At 50.9% G+C, this 12,245-nt stretch carries 10 protein-coding genes and 1 tRNA gene; 10 read left to right on the top strand and 1 reads right to left on the bottom strand.

Features of this window, described 5'->3' with window-relative positions:
* Nucleotides 1–61 precede the first annotated feature (61 nt).
* The 8 genes from ACI3EW_RS09620 (at nucleotide 62) to ACI3EW_RS09585 (ending at nucleotide 10,104) form a co-directional block, all read left to right on the top strand.
* Complete coding sequence (locus tag ACI3EW_RS09620) at nucleotides 62–475, top strand: endosialidase (RefSeq protein WP_118298430.1); 414 nt, start codon at nucleotides 62–64, stop codon at nucleotides 473–475.
* Nucleotides 476–577: 102 nt separating this feature from the next.
* Complete coding sequence (gene radA / locus ACI3EW_RS09615; protein ID WP_118298431.1) at nucleotides 578–1,951, top strand: DNA repair protein RadA; 1,374 nt, start codon at nucleotides 578–580, stop codon at nucleotides 1,949–1,951.
* A gap of 189 nt (nucleotides 1,952–2,140) precedes the next feature.
* Nucleotides 2,141–2,211, top strand: a tRNA-Trp gene (locus ACI3EW_RS09610).
* A gap of 67 nt (nucleotides 2,212–2,278) precedes the next feature.
* On the top strand, nucleotides 2,279–4,156 hold the full coding sequence (locus ACI3EW_RS09605; protein ID WP_118529728.1) for a DUF6320 domain-containing protein: 1,878 nt from the start codon (nucleotides 2,279–2,281) through the stop codon (nucleotides 4,154–4,156).
* 38 nt (nucleotides 4,157–4,194) lie between these two features.
* A complete protein-coding gene (locus tag ACI3EW_RS09600) occupies nucleotides 4,195–5,220 on the top strand; it encodes an alpha/beta hydrolase (protein WP_118529729.1) in 1,026 nt (341 codons plus the stop codon).
* Nucleotides 5,221–5,409: 189 nt separating this feature from the next.
* The gene (locus ACI3EW_RS09595) at nucleotides 5,410–6,795 is read left to right on the top strand and encodes an NCS2 family permease (protein ID WP_118529730.1); all 1,386 of its coding nucleotides are present in this window, start codon (nucleotides 5,410–5,412) and stop codon (nucleotides 6,793–6,795) included.
* Between the two features lie 383 nt (nucleotides 6,796–7,178).
* On the top strand, nucleotides 7,179–7,421 hold the full coding sequence (locus tag ACI3EW_RS09590) for an HPr family phosphocarrier protein (RefSeq protein WP_405578954.1): 243 nt from the start codon (nucleotides 7,179–7,181) through the stop codon (nucleotides 7,419–7,421).
* 319 nt (nucleotides 7,422–7,740) lie between these two features.
* A complete protein-coding gene (locus ACI3EW_RS09585) occupies nucleotides 7,741–10,104 on the top strand; it encodes an ATP-dependent DNA helicase (RefSeq protein ID WP_118514338.1) in 2,364 nt (787 codons plus the stop codon).
* A 61-nt stretch (nucleotides 10,105–10,165) separates the two neighbouring features.
* On the opposite strand, the gene ACI3EW_RS09580 is transcribed toward ACI3EW_RS09585, so the two are convergent.
* Nucleotides 10,166–11,041: a LysR family transcriptional regulator gene (locus tag ACI3EW_RS09580; RefSeq protein WP_118529731.1), complete on the bottom strand. Its 876-nt coding sequence runs from the start codon at nucleotides 11,039–11,041 to the stop codon at nucleotides 10,166–10,168.
* Nucleotides 11,042–11,445: 404 nt separating this feature from the next.
* Here ACI3EW_RS09580 and ACI3EW_RS09575 point away from each other — a divergent pair, with 404 nt between their 5' ends.
* Nucleotides 11,446–11,631 (top strand): hypothetical protein, encoded by a 186-nt coding sequence (locus ACI3EW_RS09575; protein ID WP_147352474.1) that lies wholly within the window; start codon nucleotides 11,446–11,448, stop codon nucleotides 11,629–11,631.
* Nucleotides 11,603–12,217: a sigma-70 domain-containing protein gene (locus ACI3EW_RS09570; protein ID WP_118298438.1), complete on the top strand. Its 615-nt coding sequence runs from the start codon at nucleotides 11,603–11,605 to the stop codon at nucleotides 12,215–12,217. The genes ACI3EW_RS09575 and ACI3EW_RS09570 overlap by 29 nt, the downstream gene beginning before the upstream one ends.
* Nucleotides 12,218–12,245 lie beyond the last annotated feature (28 nt).

Here is a 12,245-nt window from a genome sequence, read left to right as displayed (position 1 = left end):
ATTTACAACAGTGAAGGGGAGAAAGCCCTCTGTTGAAATACACAAAAGGAGAGTAAGCATTATGTCAGTAATCAACGAACTGATCCGTACAGAGGCAAACGGGACATTAAGTTTCGGAAACTACAGCCTCGCAGCAAAATCTAAAGTAGAAGACTTCGAGCACGAAGGTGATCTTTATAAAGTTAAGACGTTTAAGGAAATCACAAAGTTAGAGAGAAACGGAATGTTCGTTTATGAGTCTGTTCCGGGAACTGCTGTAAAGGATTTTGCAGTGACCGATACAACAGTGACATTCAAAGTCGAAGGATTTGAGGATGCCCAGATCACAGTACAGTTAGAGGATGACTGCGAGTATGAGGTTTTCGAGGACGGCGTTGGCGTCGGCGGTATGAAGACAAATATGAGCGGTAAACTGAGCCTTTCTGTTGAACTTAATGAGGGCAGAGAAGTAGAGGTCAAGATCGTTCGCAAGTAAATAGGAAAATCAGAAATCACTGTCCGGACAGGATATGGACGGCAGTATCACAGAGCGCTCCGGGGATACACTTCGGAGCGTTTCCTGTACAGGGAGAATATCGTGGCAAAAGCAAGAAATACAGCTTTTTTCTGTAAAGAGTGCGGCTATGAGTCCGCAAAATGGCTCGGACAATGTCCGGTGTGCAAGGAATGGAATACATTTGTCGAGGAACCGGTTGCCCAGACGAAAAAAGCGCCGGCCGGACAGATCAATGCGGTCGGAGCCGGAAAGACGGCGGTCCCGGTCCACATCTCGGAGATTTCTTTGGAGGAGCAGGACAGGACGCCTACGGGCTTTGGAGAGCTTGACAGAGTTCTTGGAAGCGGGATCGTAAAGGGAAGCCTTGTGCTGGTCGGAGGAGATCCGGGAATCGGGAAATCGACGCTGCTTTTACAGGTCTGCAGAAACCTTGCAGGGGCCGGAAAACGGGTCCTCTATATTTCCGGAGAGGAATCGTTAAAGCAGATCAAGATGCGTGCGAATCGCATAGGGGAGATTTCGGGAGATCTTCTGTTTTTATGCGAGACAAATCTCGACACGATCCACAGCGCGATCGAGCGCGCAAAGCCGGATGTGGTGATCATCGACTCGATCCAGACAATGTTCCGGGAAGATATCTCGTCGGCACCTGGAAGCGTGAGCCAGGTCCGGGAATCGACAAATCTCCTGATGCAGATCGCAAAGGGATACGGGATCACGATCTTTATCGTCGGCCATGTGACAAAAGAGGGCGTTGTCGCGGGACCGCGTGTGCTGGAACATATGGTGGATACGGTTCTCTACTTTGAGGGAGACCGGAATGACGCATACCGGGTCCTCAGGGCAGTAAAAAACCGTTTCGGGTCCACGAACGAGATCGGTGTGTTTGAGATGGAAGAAAAAGGACTTTCCGAGGTGCTAAATCCGTCGGAGATGCTGATCTCCGGGCGTCCGAAGGAAGCGTCTGGGGCGGTGGTAGCCTGTTCATTGGAGGGAACGCGACCGATCCTCCTGGAGGTCCAGGCGCTCGTGACAGCGACGAATTTCGGAATGGCAAGACGGACGGCGAACGGCGTCGATTACAACCGGATCAACATTTTACTCGCGATCCTGGAAAAGCGATGCGGGTATGCGATGAGCCGGTATGACGCCTATGTGAATATCGCGGGCGGAATGAAGATGAACGAACCGGCGCTGGATCTCGCCGTTGTGATGGCGCTTGTGTCGAGCTTTAAGAACCGGGAGGTGGATCCGGGGATGCTGATCTTCGGGGAAGTCGGTCTTTCCGGCGAAGTCCGCGGAGTCTCCCAGGCGGCCCAGCGTGTGTCGGAGGCGATCAAGATGGGCTTTACAAGCTGTCTGCTCCCGAAATCAAATCTGGAGAAGTTAAAGGATGAGAAACGGATCAGACTGATCGGGGTGGAGAATGTGAGAGAGGCGATCCAGCTGATCTGATCGGAAAAGTACGGAGGATGCGGTAATGCTTTGAGCGGAAAAGGATCGGTCTGCAGGTTGGCATAAGGCAGCTGATTTTTTCGCTCGAAGTGCCGGATACAAAAATATAAGAAATTTTCAAATTAGTGTTGACAATTAAAACATTTCATGCTACTATAATGGAGCATTAAGTGATGCGCAACAAAATATAGGGGAATAGTTCAATGGTAGAGCAGCGGTCTCCAAAACCGTAGATGGGGGTTCGAGCCCCTCTTCCCCTGCTTCTGATGTACCGGAAAAATTATTTTTCCGGTTATTTTTTTATCCTGAAAGAGGTGCGGGATCTGAATGAAGAATTTATCGGAGCAATTCACAAAGAAACGCCGGCGCATCCAGGGCGCCGCATGGCGGAGACTGGACAACACGGCAAAACTTTTTGCGGCGGTGTCCGGAGAAGATCTGAGCAGTGTATTCCGGATCTCGGCGAATCTGAAGGAGGCGGTGGATCAGGAACTTCTCCACAGAGCCTTGCTCCTGACACTCCCGGAATTTGAAAATTTCCGGGTGAAGCTTCGGAAGGGATTTTTTTGGTACTATTTTGAGACGAACGACCGGGATCCTGTGATCGAGAAAGAGCAGAGCGCACCGTGCCGGTTTATCGATCCACATCGTGCGGCGAGATTTCCGTTTCGTGTCAGCTACTTCGGAAACCGCATCAATTTTGAGGTTTTCCACGGGCTGACAGACGGACTCGGAGCTCTCCGGTTTGCCTCGCGGCTGACGGAGCATTATCTGGAGTTAAAGAAAAATCTTCCGGTTATCACGGAAGAAAAAGAATTTTCTCCATTAAAAGAGGATGATTATCTCCGCTATTACAGAAAATTACCGAAACGCCACTATGAGAGCGAACCGGCACTTCAGGTAAGTGGGGAATTTCTTCCGTTTGACCAGATGGGGATCTTAAAGGGAACACTGCAGGTCGCGGATCTAAAAGCACAGTGCCGGAAATACGGGGTCAGTATCACAAAATACCTGGCAGCAGCACTTCTATGGTCTGTCATCCGGACAGAGACGAACGGGAAGAACCTGAAAAAACCGGCAGCGCTCAATCTTCCGGTCAATCTGCGGAGCTTTTTTGACTCGGAGACGCTCGCAAATTTTTTTGCGGTAGTCAATATCTCCTGGCCGAAAGGCAGGGCGCCGGAGAACTTCCGGGAGGTCCTCACAAACGTCAGTCGTCAGATGGACGAACAGATCGTGAAGGAGCGACTGGAGGAGACGATCTCCTACAATGTATCCAACGAGAAAAAGTGGTATGTGAGGGCGATCCCTCTGTTTATCAAGCATCTGGCGATGGAACTGATCTTCCTTCGCACAAGCCGCGCCCATACGATGACCTTTTCCAACATCGGCCCTGCAAAGATCCGGGAAGATCTGAGAGAGGATGTTGAGGATTTTGAGCTTCTCGTCGGTGCATCTCCGAAGCAGCGGATGAAATGCGGGGCGGTAGCTTACGATGGAAAGCTCTGCCTGGCGTTTACGAGTGCAATGGCAGAGAATCATCTGCCGGAAGTGTTTTTCCGTTTCCTGGAAGATCAGGGGATCCCGGTGGAGCAGGAGAGCAACGGGATCACAGACCGGGAACATGATAAAGGACGGTATCCGGTGATCGCACAGGACCGCAGAAAGATCAAAAAGGCTGTCCGGATGTTTTATCTTTCGCTGGTGTTCGTTTCGGTCCTTGCGGGGATCGTAAATCTTGCAACCTACCGGCAGATCCCATTTAAATGGTCACTCCTGACCGCGGGCGCCGCTGCCTATGTGGCGATGACATTAAAATTTTCCGTGATGCGCCATGCAAGCCTTTCCGGGATCCTTGTCAGGCAGTGTCTGGGGATCCAGGCGATCCTGCTTCTGATCGACACGCTGACGGGACTGCATGGCTGGTCGGTGGACTATGCGATCCCGTGCGTTGTCTTATTTGAAGTGGCGGCGATCCTGCTTATGATGCTCGTGAACCGACTGAACTGGCAGAGCTATTTTATGTACCAGATCGCGATCACGGTTTTAAGCTTTATCCCGCTGATCTTCTGGAAGATCGGCTGGACGAGGCATCCGCTGCTCACAGTGCTTTCTGTGGTGATCTCGGTGGCAGCGCTTCTTGCCACGGTGCTGCTCGGGGACAGGAGTGTGAAACGGGAATTGCGGCGGAGATTTCATGTGTGATAGATGAGGAAAAGGAACAGACAGGAAAGGAATGAAACATGAGCCGAAAAGAAGTCAGCATGATCGGGAATCTGACCAGGGATATGATGAGAGATGTCATGGAGACATCTTTAAAAAAGCCGATCCAGACCGGAGAATTCCGAAAGAATCCGGTGGAACCGGCATGGCGGTGCCCGAATGATTATATCTATGAACTGATCCCGACAGGGAAATTCGTGATGGAATATTTAAAGCCGAAGCAGGCGGTCACTGGGCGGGTGATCCTGCAGCTCCACGGCGGCGGATATATCGGTCCGATGAAGAACATTTACCGGCGGTTTGCGGTTAAATATTCGGAACTGGGGTTCGGGGCGGATGTCCTGACTCCTGACTACCGGGTCGCACCGGAGCATCCGTTTCCGGCGGCACTCGAGGATGCAGTCTATGCCTACAAATGGCTTTTAAATGAAAAAAAATACGATCCGGAACAGATCGTGGTTGCCGGAGATTCCGCGGGAGGCGGACTTGCCCTCGCGCTCTGTCTCTACGCAAAGGATCATGCGCTTCCGCTCCCGGCTGGGATCATCACGATGTCCCCTTGGACGGATGTGACGCTCAGCGGGGCTTCGTATGAGGAGAATTATACGATCGACCCATTGTTTGGAAATTCGAAAGAAAATATGCTCTACCAGTGCAGCTATATCGGGGATGATGATCCGAAGGACCCGTATCTGTCCCCGCTGTTTGGAAATTTTGAGGGCTTTCCTCCGATGCTCATGCAGGTGGGCTCCTATGAGGTCCTTCTTGATGACACGCGAGAAGCTGCGAAGAAAGCGAGAGCAGAGGGCGTAAAAGTCCGCTGTTCCGTCTACGACGGCATGTTCCACGTCTTCCAGATGGGACTCGACCTGATCCCGGAGAGCCGCGAGGCTTGGGAAGAGGTCGGAGAGTACCTGCGGATCGTTTACCGGATCCACAGGGATCAGGAAGGAAAGGTCGTAAAGAAGGTAAAGACGAGGCGGAAAGATACGGAGGAGCGGGCGAGACTGAATTTGCTGGCTTTTTTGAAGAGAGAATTGAAATAATGATATTTACAGGGAAGGTCGCTTAACCGAAAGGGGAGAGCGGCCTTTTTATGACATGAAATGCGAACTGCCGGAAAATGCTGACTTATAAAATCCGGCTCTTTTCCTTGCGTTTTTTTTCTGCACCTCGTATAATAAAAATTAACGGTTTTATAACAAAAACTGATAAAACAAATTGGAGGGAAACAAATGAGTCTCGAAAAATTTTTCCATCTCAAGGAAAACAACACGACTGTTAAGACCGAGATCATGGCCGGTGTGACGTCATTTATGACGATGGCGTATATCCTGGCGGTAAACCCGAACATCCTCGCAGCGGCGGGAATGGATCACGGCGCGGTCTTCACGGCGACAGCGGTGGCATCCTTCATCGGAACACTCTGTATGGCACTCTTTGCGAACTACCCATTCGCTCTGGCACCTGGAATGGGTCTGAACGCGTACTTTGCCTACACGGTCGTTCTCGGAATGGGGTATTCCTGGGAAGTTGCCCTTGCGGCAGTTCTCACAGAAGGTATCATCTTCATTATCCTTTCCTGCTTTAACATCAGGGAAGCGATCTTCAACGCGATTCCGTTCAACTTAAAGAAAGCGGTCAGCGTCGGAATCGGACTTTTTATCACATTCCTCGGTCTTCAGAACGCGAAGATCGTGATCGGAAGCTCCACGCTCGTCAGCCTGTTCTCCATCAGCGGATATAACAGCACACTTGCGGACGGACTCACAGCATCCATGAGCGATGCCGGGATCACGGTTCTCCTTGCGATCTTCGGAGTTCTGATCACAGGAATTCTGATTGTGAAGAATGTAAAGGGAAATATCCTCTGGGGAATCCTGATCACCTGGATCCTCGGTATCATCTGCCAGTTTGCCGGCGTGTATGTTCCGAATCCGGATCTCGGTTTCTACAACCTGCTCCCGGATTTCTCAAACGGAATTTCGATCCCGAGCCTGGCACCGATCATGTTCAAGTTCAGCTTAAAGGGCGTTCCGGTCCTTGAGTTCATCGTGATCGTGTTCGCGTTCCTCTTTGTTGACCTCTTTGATACACTCGGAACGCTCATCGGTGTATCTGCGAAGGCAGACATGCTGGACGCTGACGGAAAGCTCCCGAGGATCAAGGGCGCGCTCCTTGCGGATGCAGTCGGAACAACCTGCGGCGCATGTCTTGGTACTTCCACAGTCACAACGTTCGTGGAGAGTGCTTCCGGCGTAACTGAGGGAGGAAGAACAGGACTTACATCCCTGACAACAGCGGTTCTCTTCCTGTTATCCCTGCTCCTGTCCCCGATCTTTTTGGCGATCCCGTCCTTTGCGACAGCTCCGGCTCTGATCACCGTAGGTTTCTACATGATCGGCTCCGTATCTGAGATCGATTTCAAGGACCCGGCAGACGGAATCCCTGCATTCCTCTGCATCATCGCGATGCCGTTCTTCTACAGCATCTCCGAGGGAATCTCCATGGGAGTTATCTCCTATGTTGTAATGAACCTCTTCGCAGGAAAGAAAGAGAAGATCACTCCGGTTATGTACATCCTGGCCGTGCTCTTTATCTTAAAGTACATTCTGATGTAATAACATCATAGACAACTCACAAAAAGCCGGATATATAGATGGATAAAAAACGCCATTTATGTATTCGGCTTTCGGTTACTATGCATTTGCAGAAACTTGCTGATAAGGAGTTCCTGCAGATTAAGACATCAGACAACTACCTGCCTTTTCTGTGACAAATGACAAAAATTGTCATAAACTTAACAAAAAGATGGTGACATCTGTCGATTGACGCTCAACTCCGAATATGGTATAAATGTATAATCGTAGGCAGTATGGAAACATTTTCGAACCATTTCATATATTGGAATGTTAGAAACCATTGCTGTTCACGATTCGCAAAAAGGGTTTATGGAATCAGGTATTTGACATCTGTGGGTTTAACAAAAAGGAGTTTGAGAAATATGATGAAACAGAAAAAAGTAAAATTTGCGTCTGCAGACGAGGCAAAGGAGTTTGTAAGCATTGCCAGCGGCTGTGATTTTGATGTGAATGTATTTTATAACCGTATGATCATTGATGCGAAGTCTCTTCTCGGAGTACTGAGCCTTGATCTTACAAAGATCCTCACCGTTGAGTTCGACGGTGAGAACACACTGTTCGAGGAGTTCCTCGAGAGAAAGAATCCGATGCACGCGGTAGCGTAACGGATCGAAGAAAAAACGAAGAGGCAGCGGCTGTACAAAACGTATGGCTGGCTGCTTTTTTTACGCGAACAATGAGCCAAAGTCCGCGCGCGAGAGACTTTGGCGATTGGCGCGATAACAAGGGGAAACTCGCGAAGCGTGTTTTCACTTGTTTGTACCCGGAGTTTACAGCTTTGTTCTGGAATGTTATACTTGCAAAAGACATGAAATATGGAAACATCAGCAGCGATTCAGAGCCTGCAGTTCTGGTATTTTCTGCGGACGGCGCAGGAGATGTGCAGATATATTTGATTTACGAAAATGAAAGGGAGCGCATGTGATGAGCGAGGAAAATAAAAGATCGATCCGGATCTCGGTCCGGAATCTGGTGGAGTTTGTTCTGCGCTCCGGAGATATCGACAACCGAAGGTCCGGGAACGCCCAGAAGGATGCGATGCTGGCCGGGGGACGGATCCACAGGAAGATCCAGAAACGGATGGGATCCGGATACCGGGCGGAGGTCCCGCTGAAACATGAAGTCACGGATGACGAGCAGGAGATCGTTCTTTCGGTGGAAGGCCGGGCGGACGGGATCTTCACGGAAAACGGGATCACGGTGATCGACGAGATCAAGGGCATGTATACGGATGTTGCGAGACTGGAAGCACCGATCGAAGTCCACCTCGCCCAGGCAATGTGCTACGGGTATTTCTACTGCTGCGACAAGGATCTGGACGGGATCCGCCTGCAGCTCACCTACTGCAATCTGGAGACGGAGGAGATCCGGCGGTTTCAGACCGACCGCTCAAAGGAAGAACTGGAACAGTGGTTTTCGGGCGTGGTCCATGAATATTTTAAATGGGCGAGATATCTCTACCACCATGAGCTGACCCGCGACGCATCGATCCGGAATCTGGAATTCCCATACCCGTACCGGGAGGGACAGAGAGACCTTGTGGTGTCTGTCTACCGCACGATCAGCCGGAAAAAGCGGCTGTTCATCCAGGCACCGACCGGGATCGGAAAGACGCTCTCCACGGTGTTCCCTGCGGTCCGCGCGATCGGGGAGGGAAAAGGCGATAAGCTGTTTTATCTGACCGCAAAGACGGTAACGAGGACGGTCGCTGAGGAAGCACTCCGGATCCTCCGGGGAAAGGGACTGATCTTTACTTCTGTGACGATCACGGCGAAGGAAAAGCTCTGCCCGCTGGAAAACTGCGAGTGCAATCCGGATGCATGCCCGTATGCGAAGGGACATTTTGACCGGGTGAACGAGGCTGTCTTTGACATCCTGCATCTGGAACAGGAGATGACGAGGGAGAAAATCCTGGAATATGCCGAAAAATATAAGGTATGCCCGTTTGAATACTGCCTTGATATTTCAAGCTGGACGGACGGGATCATCTGCGATTATAACTACGTGTTTGACCCGAATGTGCGCCTGAAAAGGTATTTTGCGGACGGGCAGACGGGGGAATATCTGTTCCTTGTGGACGAGGCGCATAATCTCGTCTCGCGGGCGCGGGAGATGTACAGTGCTGAGTTAAAAAAGGAAGATATTCTCACGGTAAAGCGCCTGACAAAGGGCAAAGCTCCGAAGCTTACGAAGGATCTCGAGAAGTGCAATCAGGTGATGCTTGCGATGAAGCGGGAATGCGAGACATGGCAGCTCTTATCGGATGTGACATCCCTGGCGGCAGCGGCGATGGCGGTCTTTTCGGATATGGAGACATTTCTGGAGGATTTTCCGGATTTTGAAGGGCGGGACGAGGTCCTTGACTTTTATTTTGGACTCCGGGATTTCCTGAATGTCTATGAGCTGTTGGATGATCATTACCGGATCTACGCGGAAAATGTGGGCGTTTCTTCCTTTAAAGTGCGGCTGTTCTGCGTGGATCCGTCCTCGAATCTTTCACTCTGCATGGCACAGGGGAACAGCACGATCCTGTTCTCGGCGACGATGCTGCCGATCCGGTATTACAAGACATTGCTCTCAGGAAATGAGGATGATTACGCGGTCTATGCGAACTCCCCGTTTGCGGAAGAGAAGCGGCTTCTCATGGTGGCGACGGATGTCAGCAGCCGGTATTCGAGGCGGAGTGCGAGTGAATACCGGAAGGTTGCGGAGTATATCCGGGAGGTTGTCCGGTCGAAGAACGGAAATTATATGGTGTTCTTTCCTTCCTATCAGTATATGGAGCAGGTCGAACAGGCTGTGGAGGAGCTGGATTTTCCGGCAGATCTTCTGGTGCAGGGACAGGGAATGAAGGAGCAGGAACGACAGGAATTTCTGGAAGAATTTGAGAAGAAACGGAATCATTCGCTGGCGGCCTTCTGCGTGATGGGCGGCGTGTTCTCGGAAGGAATTGATCTGAAGGAGGAACGTCTCATCGGCGCTGTGATCGTCGGAACGGGGCTTCCGATGGTCTGTGTGGAGCAGGAAGTCCTGCGCGGATATTTCGAGGAGAAAGAGGAGGCGGGCTTTGATTTTGCCTACCAGTATCCGGGGATGAATAAGGTTCTGCAGGCGGCAGGGCGCGTGATCCGGACCACGGAGGATGAGGGGATCATCCTGCTCCTCGATGACCGGTTCTTAAAGAGAGAATATCTGGAACTGTTTCCGAGAGAGTGGGAACATTTTCAGATGGTGAACCGGGGAAACGTGGGACAGTGCATGGAGGATTTCTGGGAGAGCAGAAAGTAAAAGAAAAAAGAGCCCTGTCCGGCATGTAGTTGAGCGGGACATGACTCTTTTTGGTTTAATCCTACAGCATATCCATAAACTGCTTTGCAGCCTGGGAGACCGGAAGGTTCTCGTTGTGGACAACGACGAGCTGGCGGACCGGGAGAGTCTCGGAGAGCTTTAGGATAAAGAGCAGTTTTTCGTCCTCCGGGATACAGAAATCCGGGACGAAGGCGATCCCGAGGCCGATCCTTGCGAGGTCGATCAGAAGATCGTTGCTGCTGAGCTCGATCTCCGGGACCAGGTCGAGATGGGATTTCTGGAACATGGAGTGTAAAAACTCGCTGGTTGTACTCTTGCGGTCGAGCATCATGATCGGATAATCGAGAAGCTCGGCGAGTGTGAAGGTCTTATCCTGCAGCGGGAAGTGCTCGGCGCTTGCGACGAAGACATCGCGGAATTCGCGGATGGCACGGACGCTGTGGGTGTTTAAGAGACCGGAGTTCGGGTAGTTTGTGATGATGAAATCTACCTGGCCGTTCTCTAAAATGTGGGCGCACTCGATCGAGGTGGAGTTTGTCACTTTGATGTGGACGTTCGGGTAGAGCTTGTGGAATTTATTTAAGTACGGAACCAGGAAATAGCGGCAGATCGTGTCGCTGGCGGCGATACGGAGCTGGCCGCCGTTTAAGGTATTTGCCTCTAAGAGCTGGGTCTCGCCTTTGTGAATCAGGTTCATCGCCGGTTCGATATGTTTAAATAAGATATCGCCTTCCGGGGTGAGCTGGACGCGTTTTGTACTTCGGATGAAGAGGGTCTGGCCGAGCTTTTTCTCCAGGACCTTGACGGACTGGCTGACCGCGGACTGGGAGATGTAGAGGCATTTGGAGGCCTCGGAGAAGCTCAGGGTTTTTGCGACGTAGTAAAATACTTTATATAATTCGTAGTTGATATCCATTATTAGTCCTCCTAATGAAACAAGGCTATTTTATCATAGAATGGGGGATTTGAAAAGGGGGAAAAGGAAAATTGGTTGTTGCCTGCTGTTGCCAAATTGGTTGGCGGGCGGTGAGCATCCGGCCAGGAGTGCTGGGGATGCGGGGATGGTTCCTCTAACCTCCCGGGAGACTGCTAAGGGCGGAGAACAGCGGACACAACTCGCTTCGCTCAAACAAGTGTCCGCTGTTCTCCAACGCAGTCACCCGCGAGCTAAGAGGAAGCCAGATCCCCGGATCATGCACTCCTGTCCGGACGCTCACCGCCGGCGGCGGTATTGCTGGCATATTTTAAGAAGGGATGTTTCTGTGGATAGTGACAATCGTTGGGCAGAAGTTTCGTTATTTTTGCGGGTGACATGTGCTTATGTATGAATTCCAGGAGAGAAGTAAATTCTGCGAGCCTGGTGCAATAGGTTTTTTCTTTACTATGGAAGTCAGGGAAAAAATATGGTATGCTTACAGGGAACATGGAATTTTTGATATGTTTATATTTTTATCAATAGAAGAACGGAGAGAAGATCATGGCAGAGAAAATGAGATATGGCAGTAATGAGAATGAGAGTGGGAATGTTGATGACGAGTTCAACAATGCGAATGAGGAGCTGAATCCGGAAGATATTTACCGTGTATATATGGAAGAGATCGCGGCGATCCCGCCGTGCAGTGAGGAGGAGAATGAGAAGCTGCTCGGGGAGATCCGGAGTGGGAATAAGGCGGCGAGGGAGCGTCTGATCGAGGGTAATCTGAAAAATGCGCTGTTTTTTGTTCAGGATTATATCAATAAGGGCGTCCCGATGGCGGATCTGATCCAGGAGGCGAGTATGGAGCTGATGATGCTGGCGGATGAAGGCTTTGAGGGGAGCTTTGAGAAGCTTTTAGAGAGCCGGATTCGTGTCCGCATGGAGGAGATCATCAACGACCAGAAGAAGGAGACGGATATCGAGGAGGAGATGCTGGCGCGCGTCAATGTTCTCCAGGAGGTTTCAAAGTCCATGGCGGAGGAGCTTGGGCGTGAGGCGAAGCTTTCGGAGCTTGCGGAGCGCATGAAGATGACGGAGGACGAGGTCCGGGAGATCATGAAGGTGACAATGGATGCGCTCAGCATGAGCAAGATCAATCAGGATCTGCAGAGTTAATAATTTGCGGTGATACAGGATGGAAAAG

This window comes from Pilosibacter rotomagensis, assembly GCF_045062245.2.
Lineage (GTDB): Bacteria > Bacillota > Clostridia > Lachnospirales > Lachnospiraceae > Pilosibacter.
This window is presented reverse-complemented; position numbering and strand designations above follow the sequence as displayed.

What these genes read in the sequence shown, in the direction of transcription:
- ACI3EW_RS09620 (WP_118298430.1), top strand. Translation starts at nt 62, where the DNA reads ATGTCAGTAATCAACGAACTGATCCGTACAGAGGCAAACGGGACATTA.
- ACI3EW_RS09605 (WP_118529728.1), top strand. Translation starts at nt 2,279, where the DNA reads ATGAAGAATTTATCGGAGCAATTCACAAAGAAACGCCGGCGCATCCAG.
- ACI3EW_RS09600 (WP_118529729.1), top strand. Translation starts at nt 4,195, where the DNA reads ATGAGCCGAAAAGAAGTCAGCATGATCGGGAATCTGACCAGGGATATG.
- ACI3EW_RS09595 (WP_118529730.1), top strand. Translation starts at nt 5,410, where the DNA reads ATGAGTCTCGAAAAATTTTTCCATCTCAAGGAAAACAACACGACTGTT.
- ACI3EW_RS09590 (WP_405578954.1), top strand. Translation starts at nt 7,179, where the DNA reads ATGATGAAACAGAAAAAAGTAAAATTTGCGTCTGCAGACGAGGCAAAG.
- ACI3EW_RS09585 (WP_118514338.1), top strand. Translation starts at nt 7,741, where the DNA reads ATGAGCGAGGAAAATAAAAGATCGATCCGGATCTCGGTCCGGAATCTG.
- ACI3EW_RS09580 (WP_118529731.1), bottom strand. Translation starts at nt 11,041, where the DNA reads ATGGATATCAACTACGAATTATATAAAGTATTTTACTACGTCGCAAAA.
- ACI3EW_RS09575 (WP_147352474.1), top strand. Translation starts at nt 11,446, where the DNA reads ATGTATGAATTCCAGGAGAGAAGTAAATTCTGCGAGCCTGGTGCAATA.
- ACI3EW_RS09570 (WP_118298438.1), top strand. Translation starts at nt 11,603, where the DNA reads ATGGCAGAGAAAATGAGATATGGCAGTAATGAGAATGAGAGTGGGAAT.